Origin of the sequence: Brachybacterium sp. AOP24-D1-21 (genome assembly GCF_052378665.1) — a bacterium.
Taxonomy (GTDB): Bacteria; Actinomycetota; Actinomycetes; order Actinomycetales; family Dermabacteraceae; genus Brachybacterium.
Genome location: NZ_JBQSXX010000002.1, coordinates 500701 through 526711, shown reverse-complemented (window position 1 = coordinate 526711; position 26011 = coordinate 500701). Strand labels below are relative to the sequence as shown.

At 69.2% G+C, this 26011-nt stretch carries 23 protein-coding genes; 1 reads left to right on the top strand and 22 read right to left on the bottom strand.

The annotated features are described in order from the left end of the window. Positions 1–61: 61 nt before the first annotated feature. The 22 genes from ACT3UF_RS17090 to lysA all read right to left on the bottom strand — a co-directional run bounded on the left by ACT3UF_RS17090 (position 62) and on the right by lysA (position 23376). Positions 62–502 (bottom strand): DUF2550 family protein, encoded by a 441-nt coding sequence (locus ACT3UF_RS17090; protein ID WP_441444783.1) that lies wholly within the window; start codon positions 500–502, stop codon positions 62–64. A gap of 16 nt (positions 503–518) precedes the next feature. Then, a complete protein-coding gene (locus ACT3UF_RS17085; RefSeq protein ID WP_441444782.1) occupies positions 519–800 on the bottom strand; it encodes a F0F1 ATP synthase subunit epsilon in 282 nt (93 codons plus the stop codon). Then, a complete protein-coding gene (gene atpD, locus ACT3UF_RS17080) occupies positions 797–2254 on the bottom strand; it encodes a F0F1 ATP synthase subunit beta (protein WP_441444781.1) in 1458 nt (485 codons plus the stop codon). The genes ACT3UF_RS17085 and atpD overlap by 4 nt, the downstream gene beginning before the upstream one ends. A 51-nt stretch (positions 2255–2305) precedes the next feature. Further along, entirely contained in the window at positions 2306–3220 is a 915-nt protein-coding gene (locus ACT3UF_RS17075) for a F0F1 ATP synthase subunit gamma (protein WP_442332092.1), read from the bottom strand. Positions 3221–3290: 70 nt separating this feature from the next. Beyond that, a complete protein-coding gene (atpA, locus tag ACT3UF_RS17070) occupies positions 3291–4916 on the bottom strand; it encodes a F0F1 ATP synthase subunit alpha (RefSeq protein ID WP_442332093.1) in 1626 nt (541 codons plus the stop codon). Positions 4917–5002: 86 nt separating this feature from the next. Continuing rightward, on the bottom strand, positions 5003–5818 hold the full coding sequence (locus ACT3UF_RS17065) for a F0F1 ATP synthase subunit delta (RefSeq protein WP_444502104.1): 816 nt from the start codon (positions 5816–5818) through the stop codon (positions 5003–5005). A gap of 9 nt (positions 5819–5827) precedes the next feature. Next, positions 5828–6373: a F0F1 ATP synthase subunit B gene (locus tag ACT3UF_RS17060; RefSeq protein WP_442332094.1), complete on the bottom strand. Its 546-nt coding sequence runs from the start codon at positions 6371–6373 to the stop codon at positions 5828–5830. Positions 6374–6383: 10 nt separating this feature from the next. Continuing rightward, the gene (gene atpE, locus ACT3UF_RS17055) at positions 6384–6611 is read right to left on the bottom strand and encodes an ATP synthase F0 subunit C (protein ID WP_087485484.1); all 228 of its coding nucleotides are present in this window, start codon (positions 6609–6611) and stop codon (positions 6384–6386) included. Positions 6612–6719: 108 nt separating this feature from the next. Then, a complete protein-coding gene (atpB, locus tag ACT3UF_RS17050) occupies positions 6720–7463 on the bottom strand; it encodes a F0F1 ATP synthase subunit A (RefSeq protein WP_441444813.1) in 744 nt (247 codons plus the stop codon). A gap of 259 nt (positions 7464–7722) precedes the next feature. Next, the gene (locus tag ACT3UF_RS17045) at positions 7723–8232 is read right to left on the bottom strand and encodes a hypothetical protein (protein WP_441444776.1); all 510 of its coding nucleotides are present in this window, start codon (positions 8230–8232) and stop codon (positions 7723–7725) included. Further along, a complete protein-coding gene (locus ACT3UF_RS17040) occupies positions 8216–9340 on the bottom strand; it encodes an MraY family glycosyltransferase (RefSeq protein ID WP_441444775.1) in 1125 nt (374 codons plus the stop codon). Before ACT3UF_RS17040 ends, ACT3UF_RS17045 begins: the two co-directional genes overlap by 17 nt. Beyond that, the gene (locus ACT3UF_RS17035; RefSeq protein WP_444502103.1) at positions 9337–10335 is read right to left on the bottom strand and encodes an L-threonylcarbamoyladenylate synthase; all 999 of its coding nucleotides are present in this window, start codon (positions 10333–10335) and stop codon (positions 9337–9339) included. The genes ACT3UF_RS17040 and ACT3UF_RS17035 overlap by 4 nt, the downstream gene beginning before the upstream one ends. Further along, a complete protein-coding gene (locus tag ACT3UF_RS17030; protein WP_442332096.1) occupies positions 10332–11237 on the bottom strand; it encodes a N5-glutamine methyltransferase family protein in 906 nt (301 codons plus the stop codon). The genes ACT3UF_RS17035 and ACT3UF_RS17030 overlap by 4 nt, the downstream gene beginning before the upstream one ends. Further along, a complete protein-coding gene (gene prfA, locus ACT3UF_RS17025; protein ID WP_441444772.1) occupies positions 11237–12373 on the bottom strand; it encodes a peptide chain release factor 1 in 1137 nt (378 codons plus the stop codon). The genes ACT3UF_RS17030 and prfA overlap by 1 nt, the downstream gene beginning before the upstream one ends. 94 nt (positions 12374–12467) lie before the next feature. Next, a complete protein-coding gene (rpmE, locus tag ACT3UF_RS17020; protein ID WP_345079107.1) occupies positions 12468–12677 on the bottom strand; it encodes a 50S ribosomal protein L31 in 210 nt (69 codons plus the stop codon). 131 nt (positions 12678–12808) lie between these two features. Beyond that, positions 12809–13783: a LacI family DNA-binding transcriptional regulator gene (locus tag ACT3UF_RS17015; RefSeq protein WP_441444771.1), complete on the bottom strand. Its 975-nt coding sequence runs from the start codon at positions 13781–13783 to the stop codon at positions 12809–12811. A gap of 5 nt (positions 13784–13788) precedes the next feature. Continuing rightward, positions 13789–15804, bottom strand: a complete 2016-nt coding sequence (locus ACT3UF_RS17010) for an aldo/keto reductase (RefSeq protein ID WP_444502102.1) — start codon at positions 15802–15804, stop codon at positions 13789–13791. 206 nt (positions 15805–16010) lie between these two features. Then, positions 16011–18191, bottom strand: coding sequence for a transcription termination factor Rho (gene rho / locus ACT3UF_RS17005; protein ID WP_444502101.1), 2181 nt, complete (start codon positions 18189–18191; stop codon positions 16011–16013). Positions 18192–18521: 330 nt separating this feature from the next. Beyond that, the gene (thrB, locus tag ACT3UF_RS17000; RefSeq protein WP_441446076.1) at positions 18522–19436 is read right to left on the bottom strand and encodes a homoserine kinase; all 915 of its coding nucleotides are present in this window, start codon (positions 19434–19436) and stop codon (positions 18522–18524) included. Beyond that, positions 19433–20491 (bottom strand): threonine synthase, encoded by a 1059-nt coding sequence (thrC, locus tag ACT3UF_RS16995; protein ID WP_441446077.1) that lies wholly within the window; start codon positions 20489–20491, stop codon positions 19433–19435. Before thrC ends, thrB begins: the two co-directional genes overlap by 4 nt. Before the next feature lie 4 nt (positions 20492–20495). Then, positions 20496–21845, bottom strand: a complete 1350-nt coding sequence (locus ACT3UF_RS16990; protein WP_441446078.1) for a homoserine dehydrogenase — start codon at positions 21843–21845, stop codon at positions 20496–20498. Between the two features lie 118 nt (positions 21846–21963). Further along, positions 21964–23376, bottom strand: a complete 1413-nt coding sequence (gene lysA / locus ACT3UF_RS16985) for a diaminopimelate decarboxylase (RefSeq protein ID WP_441446079.1) — start codon at positions 23374–23376, stop codon at positions 21964–21966. Between the two features lie 354 nt (positions 23377–23730). On the opposite strand from lysA, the gene ACT3UF_RS16980 reads away from it, so the two are divergent. Beyond that, positions 23731–26007, top strand: a complete 2277-nt coding sequence (locus tag ACT3UF_RS16980; RefSeq protein ID WP_441446080.1) for a bifunctional alpha,alpha-trehalose-phosphate synthase (UDP-forming)/trehalose-phosphatase — start codon at positions 23731–23733, stop codon at positions 26005–26007. Positions 26008–26011 lie beyond the last annotated feature (4 nt).

The window sequence follows — 26011 nt, the reverse complement described above, 5'->3', positions numbered from 1 at the left end:
CCTTAGGGAGCTCGCGTGCTAAGGCCTTGGGGCTCCAGAGCCGCATGATGGGGTGAGGGTCTCAGTCGGCGTCGCCGAGGACCATCCCCGTCGGCGCGGCCTCGAGCCAGGAGTTCAGCGCCGCCCCGGAGACCAGGTCCACGATCGCGCTGACCTCACGCCCGCCGCGCAGGTCGAACTCGAGGAGATAGGAGTCCTCCCCGCCCTCGATCGGGGACGGGAGGCGACGCCGCGAGACGTCCAGGATGTCGATCCGGCGGATCACCACCTCGGGGCGCACCCGCAGCGAGAAGGCCCGGAACCAGCGCAGCCGGTCGTTGCCGAAGCGCATCAGGCCGTGCTGCCAGCTGGTGCCGCCCACCAGCCCCCGGCGCCGCAGCGTGCACTCGAAGGCACCTCGGCGGCGAGAGACCAGCACCTGGCGCAGCACCACGAGCAACGCGGCCACGACGACGAGCATCCCGACCCCCAGCAGGAGGATCGGGATGCTCAGCTCTGTCATGGTCGGAGGGCGCGGATCAGAACCGGGAGTCCTGCGACGGAACGCTCGTCGCGTCGTCCACGCCGATGGTCACGACATCGGAGTCGACCGAGACGAAGCCGCCGTCCACGGCAAGCTGCTCGACGTGGCCGTCCTGGTCGATGATCCGCACCGTGCCGGTGCCGAGGATCGCCAGGGTGGGCTGCATCTGGGGCAGGATGCCCATCGAGCCGTCCACGGCAGGCACGACGACCTGCGCGGCCTCTCCGGTCCAGACGGTCCGGTCCGCGGTGACGAAGGTGACGTCGAGCGCACTCACGCGCCGAGCTCCTTGTCGATGCGGTGCTGGTTCTCGAGCACCATGTCGATCCCGCCGACGTTGAAGAAGGCGGACTCGGTGATGTGGTCGAACTCGCCGTCGCAGATGCCGCGGAAACCCTCGATGGTGTCGCGCAGCGGGACGTCCGAGCCGTCGACGCCGGTGAACTGCTTCGCGAGGTGCGTGTTCTGGGAGAGGAACTGCTGGATGCGGCGCGCACGCGAGACGATGACCTTGTCCTCCTCGGACAGCTCATCGACGCCGAGCATAGCGATGATGTCCTGCAGCTCCTTGTTGCGCTGGAGGATCTGCTTCACGCGCACCGCGGTGTCGTAGTGGTCCTGGCCCACGTAGCGCGGGTCGAGGATCCGCGAGGTCGAGGTCAGCGGATCGATCGCCGGGTAGAGGCCGCGCGAGGCGATCTCACGCGAGAGCTCGGTGGTGGCGTCGAGGTGGGCGAAGGTGGTCGCCGGAGCCGGGTCGGTGTAGTCGTCGGCCGGGACGTAGATCGCCTGCATCGAGGTGATCGAGTGGCCGCGGGTCGAGGTGATGCGCTCCTGGAGCACACCCATCTCGTCGGCCAGGTTGGGCTGGTAGCCCACTGCAGAGGGCATACGGCCCAGCAGGGTCGAGACCTCGGAGCCCGCCTGGGTGAAGCGGAAGATGTTGTCGATGAACAGCAGCACGTCCTGGCTCTGCACATCGCGGAAGTACTCCGCCATGGTCAGTGCCGAGAGCGCGACGCGCAGGCGGGTGCCCGGCGGCTCGTCCATCTGGCCGAAGACGAGGGCCGTCTTCTCGATGACGCCGGATTCGGTCATCTCCTCGATGAGGTCCCAGCCCTCACGGGTGCGCTCGCCCACGCCGGCGAAGACGGAGACGCCGTCGTGGTTGTTCGCCACGCGGTAGATCATCTCCTGGATGAGGACCGTCTTGCCGACGCCCGCGCCGCCGAACAGGCCGATCTTTCCGCCCTGCACGTAGGGGGTGAGCAGGTCGATCGACTTGATGCCGGTCTCGAACATCGTGGTCGCCGATTCGAGCTGGTCGAAGTTCGGTGCCTTGCGGTGGATCGGCCAGCGCTCGGAGATCTCGAGCTCGGAAGCCGGCTTGTTCAGCGGGTTCCCGACCACGTCGAAGACCGTACCGAGCGTCGCATCGCCCACGGGCACGGAGATCGGGGCGCCGGTGTCGGTCACGGCCTGACCGCGCACGAGGCCATCGGTCGGCTTCAGAGCGATCGCACGGATCATGCCGTCGCCCAGGTGCTGGGCGGTCTCGAGCGTCAGGGTCGAGGCCTCGAGGCCCGAGCCTTCCGCCGAGATCTCGATGGTCAGCGCGTTGTAGAGGTTCGGGATGTTCCCCGGGGGGAACTCGATGTCGACGACGGCGCCGGTGACGCGGGCGACGCGCCCGGTGGCGGTCGCGGTCGGAACGGGGGCGGTGGTGGTCATGTGCGTTCTCTCCATGTCGGGCCGACGCGCGGGGCGCTGTCGGCCAGGGTCTCAGCGTTCGGTGCGGCCAGATCCCGAGAGGGCGTCGGCGCCGCCGACGATCTCCGTGATCTCCTGGGTGATCTCCGCCTGACGGGCGGAGTTCGCCAGTCGGGTGAACTTTCGGATCTGGGTCTCCGCGTTGTCGGTAGCGGACTTCATGGCGCGCTGCGTGGAAGCGTGCTCCGAAGCCATCGCCTGCAGCAGGATGTTGATGATCCTCGACTCGACGTATCGCGGCATCAGCTCCGCGACGACGGTGTCGGCGTCGGGAGCGAACTCGTACAGCGGGAACGCCGGTCGAGACTCGACTGCCCCGGGCGCCACAAGACCCATCGGCACCATCCGGATGGACTTGGTGTCCTGGACGAACCGGGTCTTGAACTGGGTGCCCACGACATACAGCTCGTCGAGGTGCACGGCCGGGTCCTCGCTGAGGAGATCCCCGGTGAGGACTCCCGCGATCTCCCGACCGAGATTCGGCAGCTCGTTCTCCTTGTACGGAGTCCACGCGCGATGCGGGCGACGATTTCGGAAGCGGTAGTACGACTCGCCCTTGCGGCCGACGACGTACATCACCGGTTCCTTGCCCTCGTCGCGGAGCGTGTTCGCGAGCTGCTCCGCCGCCCGGATCACGTTGTGCGAGTACGGACCGGTCATGCCGCGGTCCGCCGTGATCATCAGGATTCCCGCACGGCCCGTCTGCTGGCGCTCGCTGTCCAGGAACGGGTGCGTGATCTCATCGGAGTGGGTGGCCACCGAGCCGATGGCGCGCGTGAGCGCATCGGCGTACGGCGTCGTCGCCAACACCCGGGCGTGGGCCTTGGCGATGCGCGACGCGGCGACCATCTCCTTGGCCTTGAAGATCTTCTTCATCCCTTGGGCTGAACGGATCTTCTGCTTGTAAACCCTCTGCTGGGCTCCCATGTCTCTCCTCGTGCGGGGTGGATGCGTCCGGCGGATGCCGCCGCCTCCTCAGAGGCGGCGGCAGCTCGCATCAGCCGCGGACGATCTTCTCCTGCTCGATCTGATCGGCTGCGAGTCGGCCGCTCTCGTCGTTGCGCACCGCACCGTCGCCCTTGCCGGCGAGGTAGTCCTGCTTGACCTGGTCGAGAATGCTCGAGAGCTCCTCTTCGGTGGCGGACTCGAACTTGCCGGTGCTGCGGATCGCCTCGAGCACGCCGCCGTTGTGGCGGAGATGCTCGAGCAGCTGACCCTCGAACTCGCGCACGTCCTCGACCTCGAGGTCGTCGAACTTGCCCTTGGTGCCGGCCCAGATCGAGACGACCTGCTCCTCCATCGGGAACGGCGAGTACTGGGACTGCTTGAGCAGCTCCATGAGACGGGCGCCGCGGCTCAGCTGCTGCTTCGAGGCGGCGTCGAGATCCGAGGCGAACATCGCGAAAGCCTCGAGGTCCCGGTACTGGGCGAGGTCGATCTTCAGCGTGCCCGAGACCGACTTCATGGCCTTGGTCTGGGCGGAGCCGCCGACGCGGGACACCGAGATGCCGACGTCGACCGCAGGGCGCTGGTTCGAGTTGAACAGGTCCGACTGCAGGAAGCACTGGCCGTCGGTGATCGAGATGACGTTGGTCGGGATGTACGCCGAGACGTCATTCGCCTTGGTCTCGATGATCGGCAGGCCGGTCATCGAGCCGCCGCCCATCTCGTCCGAGAGCTTCGCACAGCGCTCGAGCAGGCGCGAGTGCAGGTAGAAGACGTCACCCGGGTAAGCCTCACGGCCCGGCGGGCGGCGCAGCAGCAGCGACACAGCGCGGTACGCCTCGGCCTGCTTCGAGAGGTCATCGAAGATGATGAGGACGTGCTTGCCCTCGTACATCCAGTGCTGGCCGATGGCCGAACCGGTGTAGGGAGCGATGTACTTGAAGCCCGCGGGGTCGGAGGCCGGGGCGGCGACGATGGTGGTGTACTCCATCGCGCCGTTCTCCTCGAGCGTCGCGCGCACCGAGGCGATGGTCGAGCCCTTCTGGCCGATGGCGACGTAGATGCAGCGCACCTGCTTGTCCGGATCGCCCGACTCCCAGTTCGCCTTCTGGTTCAGGATCGTGTCGATCCCGATGGCGGTCTTGCCGGTCTGCCGGTCACCGATGATCAGCTGACGCTGGCCACGGCCGATCGGGGTCATCGCATCGATCGCCTTGAGGCCCGTCTGCATGGGCTCCTTGACGGCCTTGCGCTGCATGACGCCGGGAGCCTGGAGCTCGAGGGCGCGACGGCCCACGGTCTCGATCTCGCCGAGGCCGTCGATCGGGGTGCCGACCGGGTCGACCACGCGGCCGAGGTAGCCGTCACCGACGGGCACGGAGAGGACCTGGCCGGTGCGACGCACCTGCTGGCCCTCCTCGATGCCGGTGAACTCGCCGAGCACGACGACACCGATCTCGCGCAGCTCGAGGTTCAGCGCGAGGCCGAGGGTGCCGTCCTCGAAGCGGACGAGCTCGTTCGCCATGACGTTCGGCAGGCCCTCGACACGCGCGATGCCATCGGCGGCTTCGCTGACGCGGCCGATCTCCTCGCGCTCGGTGGCGCCTGCCTGATAGGTGGACACCGCAGTGTCCAGGGCGTTCCGGATCTCCTCCGGGCTGATCGTGAGCTCCGCCATCTGGTGCTTCGCTTCCTCTCGGTCTCCCCGCTGGGGGGGGGATGGTCTTCACAAAGTGCTGGGGACGCCGGGGCGTCGGGACTAAGTCAGGCCACCAGCTGCGACCGGGCTCGGGAGAGCCGGGCCAGCACGGTGGCGTCGTAGAGGTCGTCGCCGACCTGGATCCGGAGACCGCCCACGACATCAGGGTCGACCTGGAGGTTCATCTGAACCCCGCGGCCGTAGATCCCGGCGAGGACCGCGCCGAGTCGGGACTGCTGTGCCTCGTTCAGGGGCACCGCGCTCGATACTGCAGCGAAGACGCGCCGACGACGATCGGAGGCGAAGCGTGCGAACTCCTCGACCCGCCGGGCCGGCTTGGTCGCGGTGCGACGTCCGACAGCTCTGGCCGCGAGGGCGAGAGCGAGCCGGTGGGTGCGACCCTCCAGCAGCGAGCGCAGGATGGTGGCGCGCTGCGCGGGATCCTCCCGAGAGCCGTCGAGCGCCGCAGTGAGATCACCGCTGTCGTCGATCAGCCGGGAGATCTCGAACAGCTCTCCTTCGACCTGCTCGAGCACGCCCTCGGACTGCGCCTGGGCAAGCAGCGCCGAGACGCCGAGCAGCTCGAGAGCGTCGAGGATGTCCTCCTGCTCGGACCAGCGCCGCTGCACGATCTCGAGCGTCAGCTCGAGGCTCTGCGGGCTGACCCGGCTGTTCAGCAGCGCACGCACGGTGGCCTCCTTGACCGCGGCCGGTCGGCCGGGGTCGGAGAGCGTGCGCACGAGCTGGTTGCTGGAGTCGATGGCATCTGCCACCGAGAACAGCTCCTGGGCTTCGGACTCCAGTGCACCGTTGCCGCCTGCGAAAGCGGCTTCGGCCTGCCGGAGCACCTCGGCGAAGGAGGTGGAGGAGGTTCCTCGCATCACGGTTCCTTATCGGGTGGTGGTCTGGCTCGACTCGAGGTCGTCCAGGAACCGGTCGATCACACGGCGGGAGCGCTCATCGTCGGTGAGTGACTCGCCGACGATCTTGGACGCCAGATCGCTTGCGAGCGATCCGACCTCCCCGCGCAGCTCGGTCGAGGCGGCGATCCGCTCGGCACTCAGCTGCTGACGGCCGTTGGCGAGCACGCGCTCGTTCTCGGCGTCGGCACGGGTACGGGCCTCGTCGACGATCTTCTGACCGTCGGCGCGGGCCTTCTCGCGGATCGAAGCGGCCTCCTGCCGAGCGGCAGCGAGCTCCTGCTCCTGATCGCTCTTGAGCTGGTCGACCTGCTCCTGGACCTTCTCCGCGTTGCGGATGCCGCCCTCGATTTTCTCCGAGCGTTCGTCCAGCACGGCGTTCATGCGCGGGAGCACGAACTTCATGAAGACGAGCACGAAGATCAGCAGGAAGATCGCCGACCAGGCGATCTCCTGCGGGAGCGGGATGAGCAGCCGCCAGCCGGGGACTCCTCCCCCTGCTTCTGCCAGAATCATCTGCTCCGCCTCAGAAGATCAGGCCGGTGACGATCGCCAGCAGCGCGAGGATCTCGGTGAAGGCGACGCCGATCAGCATCGTGGTCTGCAGCTGCGAGCGCATCTCGGGCTGACGAGCCTGAGCCTCAGCGGTCTTGCCGACCAGGATGCCGAGGCCGATGCCCGGGCCGATGGCGGCGAGGCCGTAGCCGATGGTCGCAATGTTGCCGGACACCTCAGCGAGGATCGTGGGCTCCATGGGGGTTTCCTTTCGTTGTGCCGCGTGGGGGCGACGATCAGGTTCTTGGGGGTCAGGCGGGAAAGCACCGCTCGGCGGTGGCCGCGAGGCCGCCCGCCGTGGCGGGGGTCAGTGCTCGTCGGAGGTCGCGAGCTGGATGTACACGGCGGTCAGCATCGTGAAGATGAAGGCCTGCAGTGCGCCGACGAAGATCTCGAAGCCGTAGATGCCGATGGCCATCGCTCCGGCGAAGGGGCTGATCGCGATCAGCCAGTCTCCCGAGAACAGCAGCGCGTGGGTCATGCCGATGAACACGACGATCATCATGTGTCCGGCGACCATGTTCGCGAGCAGTCGGATGGTGAGCGATGCCCAGCGGATCACGACGACCTGCAGCAGCTCGATCGGGATCAGCAGGATGTAGATCGGCCACGGGATGCCGGGGGGCATGGTCTCGGACTTCAGGTAGCCCAGGAAGCCATGCTTCTTGATGCCGGCGCCGACGTAGGTGACGAAGGTCCACAGGGCCAGCAGCAGAGGCAGCCCGATCACCGAGGTGCCGGCGAGGTTCAGGCCGGGGATCACACCGGCCAGGTTCATCGAGAGGATGAAGAAGAACATCGTGATCAGCATCGGGGCGAAACGCTTGCCATCCTTGAGGCCCAGCGTGTTCGCGATGATGTTGTTGTTCACGAAGTCGATCACGAGCTCGACGACGCTCTGGACGCGTCCGGGAACGAGCTTGGCCCGCGAGGCGATGATGCACATGGCGATCAGCACGACGGCGAGGACGATGAGCCGCACCAGCTGGACGCGGTTGAACTCGAACCAGGTCCCCTCGAAGAGGAGCGCCTCCGGGAAGAACTCCCCCAGCGTGGGGATATGGAAGAAGGAGTCCTCTGCATAGAGTGCGGGACTGAGGTCTGCGGTGTTCAGCTCGATCTCCCAGATTCGTTCGACCGTCGAGGACGGCCTGGATGGTCATGCCAGATCGAGTCCACTCGCGGTGCGGCCACCGTGCGTACGGCGATGGACGACGCCATGGCGGCCCGGGTGGTCGATCAGCTCTCGTCTGGTTCACAGTTCTATGCCGTGATCAGCGGTCGAGCGCCTCCGGAAGCATAACAGAGACTCATACTCCGGCAGTGGCCTCGGGCTCCTCCTCGGCGCCCTGATGGGGCTCCACATCCAGGGGCTGGCGGGTGCGGGCCAGCAGCACGGCCTCGACGAGCACCGCCGAGACCGCGCCGACCAGCAGTGCGAGCCCGATCCACGGCGTGGACACACTCGCCAGGTCCTTCACGGCGATCAGGACGAGGATCACAATGAACATCTTGACGGCCCAGCTGCCGAGCACGGTCGCGGCCATCGAGATCGGGGTGAGCCGTTTTCCGAGGAAGGTGATGCCCACTGTCGGCAGCACCATCACGAGGGTGAGCGCCGAGCCGACGAGCGCACCCCAGAGGGCTGCGGGGTCCGGGCGCGTGGCGGCGATGACGACCACGACCGCTGCCAGGAGGACACCCACGGCGAGTGCGATCAGCGTGGCGCGCTGCATGGCCCGGTCGCCAGCGGTGCGGGGCGGCGAGGTCCTGCGGCTGGCCTGCTCGGGAGCGTCGGGGGTCTCAGGGTGAGGGGACATCGGATTCCTTCCGGTGACGGCCGGAGCGCCATCTGAGGGGGTCGAAGGTGAGTAGGACGGCGAACAGCAGACCGATCACCCAGAAGATGACGACCGTGCGCATCGGGAGCACCAGTGGGAGCAGCAGCCCCACCGAGATGACCACGGTCCAGGTGTACATGATCAGCACAGCGGTGCGCTTGCTGTGCCCGAGGCTGAGCAGGCGGTGGTGCAGATGCGCCTTGTCCGCGTGGAAGGGCGACTTGCCGGAGCCGATCCGTCGCACGACCGCGAGGGCGAAGTCCAGGAACGGGACCACCATCACCCCGATCGGGAGCAGGATCGGCAGGAACTGGCCGAAGAAGTCCGCGCCCGAGAGTCTGCCGGGGTCGACCTGGCCGGTCACCGCGATGGTGCTCGCCGCGAGCAGCAGGCCCAGCAGCATCGACCCCGAGTCCCCCATGAAGATGCGGGCGCGGGTGAGGTTATGGGGCAGGAAGCCGAGGCACGCCCCGATCATCACTGCGGTCAGCAGCGCGGCCAGCGAGGAGTAGTCCGTGGCCGAGGAGCTGCGGGTGAGCGTGTAGGCGTAGACGAAGAAGGCGGAGCCGCCGATCGCCATCACTCCGGCGGCAAGGCCGTCGAGGCCGTCCACGAAGTTGACCGCATTCATGCTCACCACCACCACCAGCACGGTGAGGATCAGAGCAGTTCGCCCCGAGAGGACGGTGACGCCGTTGATCGGCAGGGTCACCAGGCTCACGCCCTGCCAGGCCAGCAGCAGCGCCGCCAGCACCTGGCCGGCGAGCTTGGTCACCCAGTCCAGATCCCATTTGTCGTCAGCGGCGCCGAGCAGGCACACGAGGCCTGCTGCGGCGAGGATCGCCCAGGGCTGCCGAGAATCGCGGAAGAGCCCTTCGAGGAAGGGCACGTTGCTCGCGACCAGCATCGCGCAGACCACGGCCACAAGCATCGCGAGGCCGCCGAGCCGGGGCGTGACGGCATCATGCACGTCACGGTCCCGCACCGCTGTCATCGCCCCTGCGCGCCGAGCCAGCAGCCTCACAGCAGGGGTTACCAGGTAGGCGACCGCCGCTGCGAGCAGCAGGAGGAAGAGATAGATCCTCACCCGGGCGTGTTCTCCGCGGGACCGTCCTCCGCGCCGCTGTCCCCGGGTGCGGCAGGGGCCTCACCGATCCCGTCCAGCGGAGTCTCGGCGAGCGGCAGCTCGGCACTGGCCGCGGACTGCTCCGGCTCGGAGGGGAGGTCCAGGACGGAGTCGTCCGACGACGCCGGGGGGTTGGGCGGGGTGTTGGGCGGGGTATTGCCGGCCTCGTCTGCATCGCCCGGGGTGATGCCGGCCGACCCCTCATCGGTGGCCTCCAGCCCCCCCGCCGCTGCGGCGTCGGTCGCTGCGGCCTCCTCCCCGGGCTGCTCGGCATCCTCGGGATCCGTCTCCGGCTCCGCCTCGGGCTCGGGCTCGGGGGCGGTGAAGATGTCCCCGACCGCCTCGATGATCCGCTCCTTGCTGATGGCGCCTTCGCGGACGATCTCCGCAGGGGTCACGGTGGTGTCCAGGATGGTGGAGCTCGAGCCGATCCGGGCCGGTCCCCCATCGAGGTAGATCGCCACCGAATCACCGAGCTGGGTCGCCGCGTCCAGGACGCTCTTCGCAGCGGGCTTGCCGTGGCGGTTGGCGCTCGAGACGGCGAGCGGGCCGGTGCGACGCAGCAGCTCGAGCGCCACCTCGTCCTCAGGCATCCGCAACGCCACGGTGCCGCGCGTTTCGCCCAGGTCCCAGGTGAGCGAGGGCTGGGCGGTGAGGATCAGGGTCAGCGCACCGGGCCACAGCTCCTCGGCGAGCTCCTCGACATAGCCGGGGAGGTCCGCGGCCAGTGCCAGCAGCACGGCGTGGTCGCCGATCAGCACCGGCGGCGGGGTGTCCCGGCCGCGGCCCTTGGCCTCGAGCAGCGCTTCGACCGCCTCCGGCGTGAAGGCGTCCGCGCCGATGCCGTAGACGGTGTCCGTCGGCAGGACGATCAGCTCACCTCCGCGCACGGCGTCGACGGCAGCGGCGAGGGCTTCCTCGCGGTTCTCTGGGTTCTGTGTGTCGTGCACGCTCACCGGGACAGTGTCTCACTTCCGAGGTTCGGTGCCCCCTGGGAGCGGCGCGCGATGAGGAAACGGTCGCGGCCGGTCAGGTCGGGGGCGGTGGTCAGCAGGTCGAAGCCGTCGAGCTCGGCGGCGAGGGCGCGGGTCGCTGCGCCCTGGACGTCCGCGTGCTCCATGATCAGCACTCCGCCGGGTCGCAGCAGGCGTCCGGCCCAAGCGATGACCGCTCGCGGCACCTCCAGGCCGTCGTCCCCGCCGCCGAAGAGTGCGCGGTGCGGGTCATGGTCGATGACCTCCACGTCACGGGGCACGGCGTCGGGCGGGATATAGGGAGGGTTGGAGAGGATCGCGTCGAAGGGTGCAGCGGCGACCAGTTCCGGGATCGCCGCTCTGAGGTCCGCCTGCACCACCCGACCACGGCCGGGTCCCGCCAGCTCGAGGTTCTCGGTGCTCAGCGCCGCCGCAGCGGCATCGACCTCGATGGCCAGCACGGCGGCGCCGGGGATCTCGTCGAGCACCGCAGCGCCCAGCGCACCGGAGCCCGAGCAGAGGTCCGCCACCTGGGTGGGAGCATCCGGGAGGTGCTCGCGCAGGAGGTCGAGGGCCAGCTCGGTCTCCGGCCTCGGGATGAAGATTCCGGGACGCACCGTGAGCATCAGTCGGCGGAAAGGCGCGCGCCCGAGGATCAGCTGCAGCGGCTCCCGCCGCTCGCGGCGGAGGGTGAGCCGCTCGAGGTCTGCGGAGAAGTCCGCCGGGAGCTCATCGAGCATCACCAGCGGCTGCTCGGTCCGCGCCGCATGGGCGATCAGTGCCCGGGCATCGACGCTCGGGGAAGGCACCCCGGCCGCTCCGAGCCGCTGGGTGGTCTCGGCCAGTGCAGTGCGCAGCCGGGCGCGCAGGTCTCGGGCGTCCATCAGAGCCGTTCCTCGGGGGTGCCCGCGCGGGCATCGGCCAGGCGGGCGTCCCGCTCGGCGGTCCGGGAAGAGGCGATCAGGTCGTCGAGGTCCCCGGCGAGGACCTGGGAGAGGTTGCCGGCCTTGTACCCGGTGCGGTGATCCGCGACCCGGGATTCGGGGAAGTTGTAGGTGCGGATGCGCTCGCTGCGGTCAACGCTGCGGACCTGCAGGCGGCGGGTCGCCGAGGACTGCGCCTCCTGCTCGGCGCGGCGGGCGTCCAGCAGGCGGGTGCGGAGGATCCGCAGCGCCTGATCGCGGTTCTGCAGCTGGCTCTTCTGGTCCTGGCAGGAGACCACCACTCCGGTGGGCAGGTGGGTGATCCGCACTGCGGAGTCGGTGGTGTTGACGCTCTGCCCGCCCGGGCCGCTCGAGCGGAAGACATCGATGCGGAGGTTCGCGGGGGCCATCGCCTCGGCCAGCAGCTCCGATTCATCGGCCTCGTCCGCTTCGGGCAGCACCAGCACGCCGACGGCGGAGGTATGGATCCGCCCCTGGGACTCCGTGACCGGAACCCGCTGGACGCGGTGCACGCCCGCCTCATGCTTGAGATGCGCGTAGACGCCGTCACCCGGCCCGGTCGCCGTGCGAGCCGTGATCGCGACGGTGACGTCCTTGAGGCCTCCAAGGTCGGACTCCGCGGAGGTCAGCACCTCCAGGCGCCATCCCTTGGACTCGGCATAGGCGCGGTACATGCGCAGCATCTCGGTGGCGAACAGAGCGGACTCCTCGCCGCCCGCTCCTGCCTTGATCTCGAGGATCACGTCGCGTGCGTCGTCGGGATCGCGAGGGGCGAGCAGGTCGTCGAGATGCTCGTGCTCGTGCTCGAGGCGGGCGGCGAGCTGCTCGGCCTCTGCGATCAGCTCCTCGTCCCCGTCCTCCAGGGCGATGAGCTCGCGGGCGGTCGCGAGATCCGCGGCAGTGCTCTCCATCCGCGCGGAGGCGGCGAGCACGCTCTCCAGCTCCGCATAGCGCCGACCGACTCGTCGGGCACGGGCCGGGTCATCATGCAGGGCGGGATCGGCCATCGACTCCTGGAGTCGGGCATGCTCGAGGCGCAGCGGAGCGAGGCGATCTGCAGCGTCTTGCTCGCTCATCGGTGCATCTTCCTCTGCGGCCCGGGCTCCGAACCCTCACATGCGACGACGCCGGTGCACGCCCGCAGGCGCGCACCGGCGTCGGAGACGTCGATCAGTTCTTCTTGCCGTAGCGGGCCTGGAAGCGAGCGACGCGGCCGCCGGTGTCCAGGATCTTCTGCTTGCCGGTGTAGAACGGGTGGCACTCGGAGCAGACCTCGGTGCTGATGGCACCGTTGCTCTTGGTGCTGCGGGTGGTGAACGAGTTACCGCAGGTGCAGGTCACCGTGGTCTCGCCGTAAGCGGGGTGGATATCAGCCTTCATGACTCTCCTTGCTCGGGGTCGCTGGGTCGGCGCCCGGCGGGCACCGTGAACCAGAACCGACGTCACAGTCTGCCACGACCAGCCCCTCCCGGGCGAGGGCTGTGGGTGCGGCGTGCGCAACATCGCGTTGCTCAGGTGGAGGCACGCACCTCCAGGCGGTACGGCACCACCCGGTGGGCGCCCTCCCCCTGCAGCGGGACGGAGCCGTCGAGCATCCCGGCGACGAGCGAGACCGTCTCCCGGGCCACCGCCTCGATGTCGATGCTCAAGGTGGTCAGCTCGGGGGTGACCAGCGAGCCGATCTCGAGGCCGTCGATGCCCACCAGGCGCACCTGGTCCGGCACGGTGATCCCGAGCTCGCGCAGGGCCCGCAGCAGACGGACGGCGAGTTCGTCGTTGAAGGCGACGAGCGTATCGACCCCGTCGGCGAGGACCTCCTCGAGGAGCTCCCTGTGTCCCTCCCTCGCATCCACCTCGCGCACCGGCACCTCGCCCTCTGGGACCAGCGGCGAGAGTGCGGCGGCGAGCGCGAGGCAGCGTGAGCGGCCGAGCCCGCCGGTGAGGTCGAGCACCAGGGGTCGGCGAGCACCGGACCGGCCCAGGTGCTCGGCAAGCTCCGCCATGGCGGTGCCCTGCGCCAGCTCGACCACCCCACCCTCATCGAGATGGGAGCGATGAGAATCCAGCTGGACCACCGGCATCCCGCCCCGGCCACGGATGTCGTCGGTGAGCACCCCGTAGCCGACGAGCGCGTCGACCCGTCGCGCCAGGTCCCCTGCCACCTGCTGAGGGTTCGGGGCGTTCATCGCCTCGGCGAGCACCACGTTCCAGCCATGGGGTGCGCAGGCGCGGACCACTGCGGCGCCGAGCTCTGCGAAGTACGAGTTCGAGAGATCCTCCACCACCAGGCCGAGAGTGATCGGGCCCTGCTCGACGAGTCCGCGGCCGAACCGCGAGGGCCGGTAGCTCAGCTCCTTCGCGGCCGCGAGCACCCGCTCCCGGGTCCCCGCGCTGATGCCGGGCAGATCGTTCATCGCGCGCGAGACGGTCTGCCGGGAGACCCCGGCCCGCTCGGCGACGTCGACGATCGTGGCCCGGCGTGGCATGCCGCTCATCGTACCGGCGACTTGAGATCCAACCAGGCCATCTCCTCCGTGGTCAGCTCGACGCCCAGTCCCAGGGTGGACGAGCGCATCTCGGCGATGCTGCGGGGGCCGAACAGGGCGAAGGTCGGGAACTTCTGGTGCAGCACGAAGGCCAGCGCGATCGCCGTGGCCGGAACCCCCCGCTCGGCGCCGAGCTGCTCTGCGCGGGCGAGGCGTTCGAAGTTCTCGTCGCTGTAATAGCAGCGCACCAGCTCTGCATCCGAGCGGTCCTCCGGATGGGCGCGGCCGGTGAAGAAGCCGCGTGCCTGCGAGGACCACGGCAGCAGGGCGATGCCGCGCTCCTCGAACCAGGCCTTGGACTCGGGGTCGGTGGCGTGGACGCAGCCTGCCCACGGCACGTCCAGCGCCTCGGCGAGGCCGAAGTGGTTGGAGACGCCGACGAACCCGGTGCGTCCGTTGGCACGGGCGTACTCGTTGGCCTCGTCCACGCGGGCCGGGGTCCAGTTGGATCCGCCGTAGGCGCGGATCCGGCCGGCGCGCAGGTGCTCGTCCATCGCGTCCACGAACTCCCCGACGGGGATCTCGGGATTGTCGCGGTGCATCATGTAGAGGTCCGCATAGTCCGTGCCCTGACGCTCGAGGGACTCCTCGAGCTGGCGCGTGATCGACTCCGGGTCGCAGTGAGGGGTGTGCGCTCCCTTCGTGATCACGACGACGTCCTCGCGGACCCCGCGGTTGCGCACCCACTGGCCGAAGAGCTTCTCGATGTATCCGCCGCCGTAGATGTAGGCGGTGTCGAAGGTCGTTCCGCCGATCTCGTAGAAGGCGTCGAACATCGCCGATGCCTGGGGCAGGGTCATCTGGTTGTCACAGCCCATCACCAGGCGGGAGATCTGCTTCTCGATCCCCGGGATTCTGCCGTAGGTCATGGCCGGGCCCGTCTGGGCCGAGCCGTGCTCGATCGGGCGTCCGGTGAGGGTCGGGATATCCGCGTCCTCCGCTTCGAAGGGGTACTGCAGCCCGATCTGCTCGCGCCAGGAGTCCAGCGCCCGTGCCTGGCCTAGCGAGTTATCCGCGGTGAGCTCGGGAACCTCTCCTGCTCCGCGTGCTGCCGCGGCGAGCGCATCGGCCTCGAGGGCATATGGAGCGGCGGCCGGCACCTCGATCCGCTGCGGCTGCTCCCCGACCACGTCGAGCTCGATCACCGTCGGCTCCTGCCCGAGAGCCCAGGGATCGGACAGCCGGATCACGCCGCGGGAGCCCGTGATGGTCGCGGACTGCGGATCGGCCAGACGCACCCCGGTGCGCAGGCTCGCGGTGATGTCGCCGGGCAGGGTGAGCTCGGCGGTGGCCCATTCGTCCACCCCCGTCTGGCCGATGGTCCCGCGGCCGGTGACGGTGAGCGGATCGGCGAAGGCTCGGCCCTGTGCGGCTCCGGCGACGAAACGGGCCAGGGACATCGGGTAGCAGCCCACGTCGAGGATGCCGCCTCCGGCGATGGCCGGGTCGAACAGGCGCCCGCTGCGGCCGCCGGTGTCGAAGGCGAAGGACGCATCGACATGGGCGACATCGCCGATCGCGCCCTCGGCGACGAGGTCGAGCACGCGCTGGGTCTGGGGGTGGAAGCGGTACATGTATGCCTCCAGCAGCACCCGGCCGGTGCGTGCGGCCAGATCGAGGAGGGCCATCGAGGTGGCGGCGTTCGGGGTGAGCGGCTTCTCGCACAGCACGTGCTTGCCCGCTTCCAGGGCCATCGCGGCCAGCCGGGCGTGACCGGTATGCACGGTCGAGATGTACACGGCATCGACCTGTTCGGAGGCGAGCACCTCGGCGTAGTCACCGATCAGCGCGGGCTCCGCGAGGGGGAACTCGTCGGCGAAGCTCTGCGCCCGCTCCTTGGAGCTGCTGCCGACGGCGACCAGGACACCGTCCTGGGAGGCGGGCAGCTGGGAGGCGAAGCGACGAGCGATCGAGCCGGGGCCGAGAACAGCCCAGCGGAAAGGGGAGGAATCGCGATGCATGGAGGGGTTCATCCTTCTGAAGGGGTCCGACACTGGACGTGAACGTTCACGAGGGATCACGCTATCCCCTCTTCCCCGTCCTCACAAGCGTTGCCGGGAAGCAGGCCCGGAAGCTCCCGGCCGCAGACGCCGCAGGGCCTGCCCACCATGGTCGGTGGGCAGGCCCTGCGGCGTCTGCGACCTGCGCAGTGACGGGTGACGCCGGGTCAGTCGCCGCTGCGCCCGTTCACGCTCGGGGTGTTCTTCTGGACCGTCACGAGGAACTCGGTGTTCGACTGAGTCTTCTTGACCCGCTCCATGAGTATCTCGAGCGCCTGCTGCTGCTCGAGCGAGCCCAGGACACGACGGAGCTTCCACATGATGGCCAGCTCCTCCTTGCCCATCAGCGCCTCCTCGCGGCGGGTGCCGGAGGCGTTGACATCCACTGCCGGGAAGATGCGCTTGTCCGCCAGATGGCGGGACAGTCGCAGCTCCATGTTGCCGGTGCCCTTGAACTCCTCGAAGATGACCTCGTCCATCTTGGAGCCGGTCTCCACCAGGGCCGAGGCCAGGATGGTCAGCGAGCCGCCGTGCTCGATGTTCCGCGCCGCGCCGAAGAATCGCTTCGGCGGGTACAGCGCCGAGGCGTCCACACCACCGGAGAGGATGCGGCCGGAGGCCGGGGCGGCGAGGTTGTACGCGCGGGACAGGCGGGTGAGCGAGTCCAGCAGCACGACCACGTCGCGGCCCATCTCCACCAGGCGCTTGGCGCGCTCGATGGCGAGCTCGGCCACGATCGTATGATCCGAGGCAGGGCGGTCGAAGGTGGAGGCGATGACCTCCCCCTTGACGGTGCGCTGCATGTCGGTGACCTCTTCGGGACGCTCGTCGACGAGCACAACCATGAGGTGGACCTCAGGGTTGTTGGTCGTGATGGCGTTCGCGATCTGCTGCATGATGATCGTCTTGCCGGCCTTCGGGGGCGCGACGATGAGTCCACGCTGGCCCTTGCCGACGGGCGAGACCAGATCGATCAGCCGGGGAGCGACGCTCTTGGGATCGGTCTCCAGTCGCAGCCGCTCGTCCGGGTACAGCGGAGTGAGCTTGCTGAAGTCCACCCTCTGGCGCGCACGCTCAGGAGGCATCCCGTTGATGGTGTCGACCTGCACCAGCGCCGCGTACTTGCTCTGGTTCCCGCCACCGCCGCCGCTCTTGCCGCGGCGGTTCCGGCCACCGCCATGGTGCTGCTGCGGCTGCTCGACATAGTGGTCCTCGCCGTCGCGCGGCGCCTTGACCTGCCCGGTGATCGCATCGCCCTTGCGCAGACCTGCGCGCTTGACCTGATTCATCGTCACGTACACGTCGCTCGCACCGGGCAGGTAGCCGGTGGTGCGCACGTAGGCGTTGTTGTCGCGGATGTCCAGGATGCCGGCGATCGACATCAGCTCATCGCCGTCGCGGGAGTCACCGCCGTCCTGCTGGCCGCCCTGGGTCGACGAGCCGCCCTGGCTCCGCTGGCCGCCCTGGTGGTGCTGGCCCTGCTGACCGCCCTGGCCACCCTGACCACCCTGGCTGCCCTGACCGTCCTGCTCGTTCGCAGCGCCACGGCCGCGACGCTTTCGGTCGCGGGAACGGTTCCGGCTGCGGGACCGACCGCGACGGTCGTCGTCGTAGTCATCCCCGCCCTGGCGATCGTCATCCTGCTCGCCGGAGCGATCCGGCAGCTCGATGTCTTCGAGCCGGCGGCGCTGGTTGCCACCCTGCTGGTTGCCACCCTGCTGGCCGCCGCTCTGCTGAGTGCTGTCCTGCTGGCCACCGCTCTGCTGGCCGCCGCCCTGCTGGTTGCCGCTGCGCGAACCGCGCTGCTGGTCGCGTCCACCACGCTGCTGACCGCCGCTTTCGCGGCCGTCGTCCTGCTGGCTGCGATCCTGCTGGCCGCGGTCCTGCTGGCTGCGGTCCTCGTGACGTTCTGCAGCGTCCTCTGCACGCTCGTCCTGCTGCCCGCGCGAGGCGGAGCTGCTCGGCAGCTCGATGCCCAGTGCAGGGGCGCCCTCGTCCTGTCGTGCGGCAGCCTGGCTGCCGCGACGGGAACGGGACCGGCTGCGGGTGCCCTGTTCGGCCCGGTCATCGCCGGACTCGCCCAGCGGGTTCTGCTGAGCCTGTTCGGCGGGAGCCTCGCTCCGCGCCGGAGCTGCCTGCTGGGCGGGGGCCTCTGCGGCAGGGGCGGCAGCGGCGGGCGCTGCGGCGGAAGCGGGTGCTGCTGAGGTCGATCCACCCCCGCGGATCGCGTCGATCAATTCGCTCTTGCGCAGCCGACGAGCGCCCTTGATGCCGCGCTCGGCGGCCATGGCCTGCAGTTCGGGAAGCTTCTTCGCCGCAAGGTCTGCGCCGGAAGTGGTGTCGTTCACCCGGGTTCCTTCCTGTCGAGCCGTTCTCGCCGGCTCTGTTCTGGTCTGGATGCCGCGCAACGCCGGGAGCTCTCGGGCTCCGGGTGCTGCAGCGACTGGTCCGAGCAGGGTTGTTCCCCCAGGATGCAAGGCATCTGTGGTCGGCCTGCCGGTGTGGTTCTGGGTGCGTCAGCGGAGGTGCACGGACCTGCGGGGCACATCATGAAGGGTGCGCGAGGACCGTGCGAAGCACTGATCAGGGGACACATCGAGGCGCGGAGTTCTGCGCACAGCATCCACCGGGGATCTGCTGCAGGGTTCAGCGCCGTGCGATATCGCCTGGACGCAGGCTCAACCTACCACAGGGGCGGAAGGGATCTCTCGCAGCCGCACCTCAGCGATCCGCCAGGCTTCGGGGTCCGTGACGAAGCGACGCACCAAGGGGGCGAGCTCTCTGCGATGTCCCGACAGCACCAGCACCGAAGGGCCCGCGCCGGAGACCACTGCAGGGTGGCCCTCACGGCGCAGCACCTTCATCAGCTCAATGCTCTCGGGCATACCTGCGGAGCGCTGCTCCTGGTGGAGGCGGTCCTCCGTCGCGTCCAGCAGCAGCTCGGGAGCGCCGCTGAGCGCGTGCACGAGCAGCGCGGCACGGGAGGCGTTGTGGACGGCATCCTGGTGAGGGACGTGCTCGGGGAGCAGACCGCGGGCCTGATCGGTGGAGAGCGTCGTGCGCGGCAGCAGCACCACAGGGTGCAGCACTCCTTCAGCACAGGCCAGGGACACTGCCCGGGCCGTGTCGCCGTGCATCCAGGAGAGCACCACGCCACCCAGGAGCGCCGGGGCGGCATTGTCGGGATGCCCCTCGAACTCAGTGGCCAGCTGCAGGACAGCCTGGTCATCCAGAGCCCGCGGATCAGAGATCATCCCCCGCGCGAGCAGCAGGCCGGCGATCGTCGCCGCGGCGCTCGAGCCCAGGCCACGGCCATGCGGGATCCGGTTCAGCGCGCGCAACCGCAGTCCGGTCTGGGGAGCACCGGCATGATCCAGACCGCGGCGCAGAGCACGCACGACCAGATGGTCCTCCCCTGCGGGGACCGCACCGGCGCCCTCTCCCTCGACCTCGATCTCGATCGAACCGGTGGTCGCCTCGACCGTCAGCTCGTCACAGAGGTCCAGCGCGAGCCCCAGGGTGTCGAAACCGGGCCCGAGGTTCGCGGAGGTCGCGGGGACCTGCACGGACACTCGCGTGTTCTGGATCCTCACAGGCCGATGGCCTCCGCTGCGGCGGCGATGTCGACCGGCACGACGGTCGGCGTCAGGTCGTGCTGGGTCAGGGCGGTGTCGGTGTCCTTGAGTCCGTTGCCGGTGACCGTGATCGCGATCGTCGCCCCGGCCGGGACCAGCCCTCGCTCGGCCTGCTGCAGCAGGCCGGCGACGCCGGCCGCAGAAGCTGGCTCGACGAAGATACCGACCTCGCCGGCGAGGAGCTTCTGCGCATCGAGGATCTGCTGGTCGGTGACGGCATCGATGAGACCACCGGAATCGTCGCGCGCGGTCACGGCGAGGTCCCACGAGGCCGGCGCGCCGATCCGGATCGCGGTGGCGATCGTCTCGGGGTCGCTGATCGGGTGGCCCGCCACGAACGGTGCGGAGCCGGCGGCCTGGAAACCCCACATCTGCGGCAGCGACTGCGTGATGCCTGCCTCGCGGTACTCGCGATAGCCCATCCAGTAGGCGGAGATGTTCCCCGCGTTGCCGACCGGGAGGATGTGGATGTCCGGAGCCCTGCCCAGGGCATCGCCGACCTCGAAAGCGGCGGTCTTCTGGCCCTGGAGCCGATAGGGGTTCACGGAGTTCACGAGCTCGATCGGATGCTCTGCGTCCAGCTTGCGGGCGATCTCGAGGCAGTCGTCGAAGTTGCCGTCGACCTGGATGAGCTTGGCACCGTGGACCACTGCCTGGGCCAGCTTGCCAGCAGCGATCTTGCCCTGCGGCAGGAGCACCGCACAGGTCAGGCCCGCGGCGGTGGCGTAGGCGGCGGCCGACGCGCTGGTGTTCCCGGTGGAGGCGCACACGACAGCGGTCGCACCGTCGTTCAGCGCCTTCGTCATCGCGGAGACCATTCCCCGGTCTTTGAAGGAGCCCGTCGGGTTCATCCCCTCGACCTTGATGTGCACGTCCGCGCCCACGGTCTTCGACAGGGTGGGCGCGTGCAGCAGCGGGGTGCCTCCCTCCCCGAGGGTCAGCAGGGTGTCGTTCGCGGTGAACGGGAGGTGCTCGAGATATTCGGCGAGGACGCCGCGCCACTGGTGTGCCATTGGGTCATTCTCCTTCGATGCGCAGGACGGAATCGATGCTGAGCACCGTGGCAGTGGAGGAGAACACATCCAGAGAGGCGGTCATCGCGGACTCGAGCGCACGATGGGTGCTGATGCCGATGTGGGCACGGGCCTGCTCCCCCTCCTCTCCGCGTTCGTCCAGCAGCTCCTGGTGGATGGTCGAGATCGAGATCCCGTAGCCCGAGAGGGTGCCGGCGATCTCAGCGAGCACACCGGGGCGGTCCTGCACGGTCAGGGAGACGTAGAACGCACTGCGCAACTCCTCGAGCGGGATCGACTCGAGCTCGGCGTAGCGGGACTCCCGCGGTCCCACTCCCCCATGGACCCGGGCGCGGGCAGCGGAGACGACGTCGCCGAGAATCGCGGAGGCGGTCGGTGCACCGCCTGCACCCTGTCCGTAGAACATCAGGGAGCCGGCGGCCTCTGCCTCGATGAACACCGCGTTGTACGCCTCGGAGACCGAGGCCAGGGGGTGGTGGTCGGGGATCAGTGCCGGGTAGACACGGGCTGAGATCCGCTCGCCGCCCTCCTCCTCGATCCGCTCGACGATCGAGAGCAGCTTGATGGTGCGTCCCATGCGGGCGGCTGCGGTGATGTCCTGCGCGGAGACGGCGGTGATGCCCTCGCAGTGCACGTCCGCGAGCCGGACCCGGCTGTGGAAGGCGAGCGAGGCGAGGATGGACGCCTTCGCCGCCGCGTCGTGGCCCTCGACGTCCGCCGTCGGATCAGCTTCCGCATAGCCGAGCTCCTGGGCGTCGGCCAGGGCGTCCTCGAAGCTCGCCCCGGTGCGCGTCATGGCGTCGAGGATGAAGTTGGTGGTGCCGTTGACGATCCCGAGCACGCGCTGGATGCGGTCCCCCGCGAGGGACTCGCGCACCGGGCGCACCAGCGGGATCGCGCCGGCGACCGCTGCTTCGAAGTAGAGGTCCACGCCATGGGCGTCGGCCGCTTCGTAGAGCGAGGCACCGTCCTGGGCCAGCAGCGCCTTGTTGGCGGTCACCACGCTGGCTCCGTGGATCATCGCGTCCAGCAGCAGCGTGCGGGCCGGCTCGATGCCGCCCATCACCTCGACCACCAGATCCGCCTCCCGCACCAAGCGGGTCGCGTCGTCGGTGAGGAGGGCCGCGGGCACGTGCTCTCCGCGGTCCCGGCCGAGATCGCGCACGGCGACGCCGATCACCTCGAGCCGAGCCCCGATCCGGTGGGTGAACTCGCTGCCCTGCTGGGAGAGCAGGCGCAGCACCTCAGAGCCGACGGTCCCGGCGCCGAGGACGGCGACTCGGAGCGTCGGCAGATCCGGGGACACCGGGCTGCCTGAATGGTGCAATGACATCTGCGAGGTGGTCCTTCCACGGGGTCCGACGGATCGGCGGAGGCGGGCCCCCGCACTGTATCCGAGGGGGAGGGCGCTCCGTGACCCTGCATGAACGATTGCGACAGCCGCCGGAAGCTCAGCCGACGTCGAGGCCCAGCAGGTCCTCCTCCGTCTCGCGACGGATGAGGGTGCGGATCTCACCATCACGGACCGCGACCACCGGCGGTCGCGGGACATGGTTGTAGTTCGAGGCCAGTGAATAGCAGTAGGCACCGGTGACGGGGACCGAGATCAGGTCGCCGCGGCGGACGTCGCCGGGCAGGTACTCGTCCTTGACCACGATGTCGCCGCTCTCGCAGTGCTTGCCGACCACGCGGACCACCTCGGGGGTGACGTCGGAGACCCGACCGGTGAGCAGGCACGAGTAGTCGGCGTCGTAGAGGGCGGTGCGCACGTTGTCGCTCATACCACCGTCGACCGAGACGTAGAGGCGGTGATGAGGGCCGCCGAGGCGCACGTCCTTGATGGTGCCCACGGAGTAGAGCGTCTGTGTGGAGGGGCCGGCGATCGCGCGGCCGGGTTCGAAGGACACGTGGGGCACGTCGAGCTCGAGCTCGAGGCACTGCTTCTCGACGATCCGGGCGATGCCGTTCGCGAGCGCTTCCGGCGTGGCCGGCGTGTGCTGGGTGTTGTACATGACGCCGAAGCCGCCGCCGAGGTCGAGGTTCTTGATGGTGTGACCGAGCTCGTCCCGGACCTCGGCGACCAGCCCGAGCACGCGGCGTGCGGCGACCTCGAAGCCGCCGGTGTCGAAGATCTGGGAACCGATGTGGGAGTGCAGGCCGATCAGGTCCAGCTGGGGTGCCTCGAGCACGCGACGCACCGATTCCAGGGCGGCGCCTCCGGAGAGGGAGAGACCGAACTTCTGGTCCTCGTGCGCGGTGGCGATGAACTCGTGGGTGTGCGCCTCCACACCGGTGGTCACCCGCAGCATGACGGCAGTGCGCACGCCGAGCTGCTCGGCGAGCGCGTTGACGAGCTCGATCTCTTCGAGCGAGTCGATGACGATACGGCCTACCCCTGCCTCGAGGGCGCGGCGGATCTCGCCCTCGGACTTGTTGTTGCCGTGCAGCGCGATACGGGCAGCGGGGAATCCAGCACGCAGCGCCACGGCGAGCTCGCCGCCGGTGCAGACATCGAGGCCCAGCCCGTCCTCCTGGACCCAGCGGGCCACCGCCCCGCACAGGAAGGCCTTGCCCGCGTAGTAGACATCGGCCCCGGCATGCGCGTGGAACGCCTCGGCGAAGGCATCGCGGAAGGCCCGGGCCCGGTGGCGGAAGTCCTCCTCGTCGAGCACGAACGCAGGGGTGCCCACCTCTTCGGCGATGCGGTGGACGTCGACCCCGCCCACCTCGACCGCGCCCTGTGCATTCCTGGAGGTGTTGCGCGACCACAGCCCATCGATCAGGGTGTTGACATCGGTCGGATAGGGCAGCCAGGTGGGGGCGGCATCGTTGCCATGAAGGGCTCCGGCTTCGTGGGCGCGCATATCTGCTCCTGGTCTCGCACTCTCCCGCCCCGGCGGACGTGCCGAAGGGTCGCGCCATCGGCGCCCTGCCGAGGGTAGGCGCGCCACCGCGCACGGCGCAGGCGCGTCCGGTCCGCGAACGCCCCTCCGGGCTGTGCCCGTCCAGCCGGCTCAGAGCTGTGCCCATCCAGCCGGCCGGGATCCTCCACGCCGGTCAGAACCCCAGCTCACCGGCAGGCTCAGGGCCTTCCGGCGCGACGGGGTGAGTGAGCGCACTTGATAGTGTCGAGATATCGGCGCGGGAGCCCTGTCCGTCGCTCTCGGGCGACGACAGCCCCCTCGCCTCCTCACCCGACTCGACGCGAAGGAGACCCGATGCCCTCAGCATCCTCGACTCAGGGCGGGCACCACCAGCTGGTGGTGGTCGCCAACCGGCTGCCGGTGGATTCACGCACGCTTCCCGATGGTGCCACCGAGTGGGTGACCAGCCCCGGCGGCCTGGTCACGGCCATGGAGTCGGTGATGCGCAACGTCGACTCGGGGGCCTGGGTGGGATGGGGCGGCTCCCCGGGAGACGCTCCGGACCCGTTCGACGCGGATGGGATGAGCCTGTACCCCGTACGGCTGGACCAGCAGGACATCGAGCGGTACTACGAGGGGTTCTCCAATGGCACCCTCTGGCCGCTCTATCACGACGTCATCGTCGAGCCGGAGTTCCATCGCGGCTGGTGGGACACCTATCTCTCGGCGAACCGGCGCTTCGCGCAGACCGCGGCCCAGGTGGCGGCCGAGGGCGGGATGATCTGGGTGCACGACTACCAGCTCCAGCTCGTGCCGCAGATGATCCGGGCCTCGCGCAGCGACGTGCGGATCGGATTCTTCAACCACATCCCCTTCCCCGCCGTGGAGCTGTTCTCCCAGCTGCCCAAGCGGAACTCGGTGCTGCGCGGGCTGCTGGGCGCCGACCTGCTGGGCTTCCAGCGCGAGAGCGATTCGCTGAACTTCGTGGCGGCGGTGCGCAAGCTCCTGGGCTACCACGTCGAGGGGAAGACGATCTTCGTGCCCGGCCTCGGCGCCGCTCCTGTGCGCGAGGTACAGGTGCAGACCTTCCCGATCTCGATCGACTCCGCCGCCGTCTCCGCCCTCACCGAGGACCCGGAGATCCGGGAGCGTGCCGCGCAGCTGCGCCGAGACCTCGGCGAGCCCGAGAAGATCGTGCTGGGAGTGGACCGCCTCGACTACACCAAGGGCATCCGCCACCGCCTCAAGGCCTACGGCGAGCTGCTCGATGACGGGTCTATCGATCCGCACGAGACGGTCATGATCCAGGTCGCCACTCCGTCCCGGGAACGGGTGGAGGCTTACCGCCAGCTGCGCGACGAGATCGAGCTGATCGTGGGCAGGATCAACGGCGAGCATGCCCCCATCGGCCGCCCCGCCGTCTCCTATCAGCACCACTCCTTCGATCGCCGCGACATGACCGCGCTGTTCATGGCTGCGGACGTGGTGCTGGTGACGGCGTTGCGCGACGGCATGAACCTGGTGGCCAAGGAGTACGTCGCCTCCCGGCCCGACCTCCAGGGGGTGCTGGTGCTCAGCGAGTTCGCCGGCGCCGCCGACGAGCTGCGTGCCGCGGTGCTGGTGAACCCGCATGACATCGACGAGCTGAAGGCGGCGACGCTGCGGGCGCTGGCGATGCCGCCCGAGGAGCAGGAGGAGGCGATGCGCTCCCTGCGCCATCAGGTGATGGAGCAGGATGTGCAGGCCTGGGCGCACAGCTTCCTGCAGCAGCTCGAAGAGTCCCGGACCCCGGAGCAGAAGACCACCCCGGTGGTGCACCTGAGAGGGGACAAGACCAGCGCGGACGCAGAGATCGAGACGGCGCTGAAGGACTTCACCGAGGTGCCGCGGCTGCTGATCGCCTCGGACTTCGATGGGGTGCTCGCACCGATCGTCGCCGATCGCGATGCGGTCCAGCCCGACTTCCCTTCGCTCACCGCGCTGCGCGAGCTCTCGGAGCTGCCCGGCGTCGCGGTCGCCCTGGTCTCGGGGCGGGCGCTGGCCGACCTGGACGCGCTCACCAACATGCCCAGCTCGGTGGTGCTGGTGGGATCCCACGGTGCGGAGGTGGGGGCGCTGCCGCCGTGGATGCAGGCTGAGGTGGTCGACAAGACGGCGCTGGCGATGACTCCGGAGAAGGAGGACCTGCTCGCATCGATCACGGCAACCCTGCGCAGGATCGCCCGTGCCCATCCGGGCACGGAGGTCGAGACCAAGCCGACGGCTGCGGTGCTGCACACCCGCAATGCCAAGGGCCGCGGCGCGATCAACGCCACGGAGTCCGCGCTCGAATACGCGACGACCCTGCCGGATGTCACCGTGACGCCGGGCAAGGAGGTGGTGGAGTTCGCCGTCGTCCACACCTCGAAGGGGGTGGCCATCGATGCCCTGGCCCGGGCGAGCGCCGCCGACGCGTGGCTCTACCTGGGTGACGACGTCACCGACGAATCCGTCTTCGCCCAGCTCGGCGCCCATGATGTGGGGCTCAAGGTGGGCGGCGGAGACACCGCGGCCACGTTGCGGATCTCGGACACCGAGGCGGTGCGGGGCGTGCTGCAGCGGCTGCTCGCGCTGCGGGGCGAGCAGAGCTGATCCT

Excerpts from the sequence above, each read along its gene's own strand:
- ACT3UF_RS17075 (WP_442332092.1), bottom strand. The coding sequence starts at position 3,220 with ATGGGAGCCCAGCAGAGGGTTTACAAGCAGAAGATCCGTTCAGCCCAA.
- lysA (WP_441446079.1), bottom strand. The coding sequence starts at position 23,376 with ATGCGCGCCCACGAAGCCGGAGCCCTTCATGGCAACGATGCCGCCCCC.
- prfA (WP_441444772.1), bottom strand. The coding sequence starts at position 12,373 with ATGAGCGAGCAAGACGCTGCAGATCGCCTCGCTCCGCTGCGCCTCGAG.
- ACT3UF_RS17065 (WP_444502104.1), bottom strand. The coding sequence starts at position 5,818 with ATGCGAGGAACCTCCTCCACCTCCTTCGCCGAGGTGCTCCGGCAGGCC.
- thrC (WP_441446077.1), bottom strand. The coding sequence starts at position 20,491 with ATGGCACACCAGTGGCGCGGCGTCCTCGCCGAATATCTCGAGCACCTC.
- ACT3UF_RS17060 (WP_442332094.1), bottom strand. The coding sequence starts at position 6,373 with ATGATTCTGGCAGAAGCAGGGGGAGGAGTCCCCGGCTGGCGGCTGCTC.
- atpD (WP_441444781.1), bottom strand. The coding sequence starts at position 2,254 with ATGACCACCACCGCCCCCGTTCCGACCGCGACCGCCACCGGGCGCGTC.
- rpmE (WP_345079107.1), bottom strand. The coding sequence starts at position 12,677 with ATGAAGGCTGATATCCACCCCGCTTACGGCGAGACCACGGTGACCTGC.
- ACT3UF_RS17015 (WP_441444771.1), bottom strand. The coding sequence starts at position 13,783 with ATGCCACGCCGGGCCACGATCGTCGACGTCGCCGAGCGGGCCGGGGTC.
- ACT3UF_RS16980 (WP_441446080.1), top strand. The coding sequence starts at position 23,731 with ATGCCCTCAGCATCCTCGACTCAGGGCGGGCACCACCAGCTGGTGGTG.
- ACT3UF_RS16990 (WP_441446078.1), bottom strand. The coding sequence starts at position 21,845 with ATGTCATTGCACCATTCAGGCAGCCCGGTGTCCCCGGATCTGCCGACG.
- ACT3UF_RS17010 (WP_444502102.1), bottom strand. The coding sequence starts at position 15,804 with ATGCATCGCGATTCCTCCCCTTTCCGCTGGGCTGTTCTCGGCCCCGGC.
- ACT3UF_RS17090 (WP_441444783.1), bottom strand. The coding sequence starts at position 502 with ATGACAGAGCTGAGCATCCCGATCCTCCTGCTGGGGGTCGGGATGCTC.
- atpA (WP_442332093.1), bottom strand. The coding sequence starts at position 4,916 with ATGGCGGAGCTCACGATCAGCCCGGAGGAGATCCGGAACGCCCTGGAC.
- atpE (WP_087485484.1), bottom strand. The coding sequence starts at position 6,611 with ATGGAGCCCACGATCCTCGCTGAGGTGTCCGGCAACATTGCGACCATC.
- ACT3UF_RS17045 (WP_441444776.1), bottom strand. The coding sequence starts at position 8,232 with ATGTCCCCTCACCCTGAGACCCCCGACGCTCCCGAGCAGGCCAGCCGC.
- ACT3UF_RS17030 (WP_442332096.1), bottom strand. The coding sequence starts at position 11,237 with ATGGACGCCCGAGACCTGCGCGCCCGGCTGCGCACTGCACTGGCCGAG.